The organism is Flavobacterium solisilvae (genome assembly GCF_012911605.1).
GTDB lineage: Bacteria > Bacteroidota > Bacteroidia > Flavobacteriales > Flavobacteriaceae > Flavobacterium > Flavobacterium solisilvae.
Window position 1 is genome coordinate 1 of sequence record NZ_JAAMPT010000114.1, and the last position, 327, is coordinate 327.

General features: G+C 45.3%; 1 protein-coding gene. It reads left to right on the top strand.

Translation table 11 applies throughout. The features are described 5' to 3' along the window. Window positions 1-327: transposase (locus tag G6042_RS00535; RefSeq protein ID WP_211161590.1), on the top strand; the 327-nt coding region annotated here is incomplete at both ends.

A 327-nucleotide genomic window follows, 5' to 3' on the forward strand; every position in this document is an offset into this window, starting at 1 on the left:
ACGGTAGAGAAATAGCAACCTGCAAGCAGAACAATATTACCACCATTGTAGCCCAACCCGATCAAGGCAAGAGCAACGAAAACGGCACACAACCCGAGTATTTTGTAACAAAGTTTATTTACAACAAAGAAGCAAATACCTACACTTGTCCGCAAGGAGAAACGCTAAGCACCACAGGCAGTTGGCACAAGAAAACAGGTCGAACAGAGGAAAGTGGTTACAGGTTCCAAAAATACCGCACACCAGCTTGCAAAACCTGTCCAGTAAAAGACCAATGTACCAGCCGAAAAGGCGGAAGAGAGATTGACCGAAGTGAGTATGCTGATG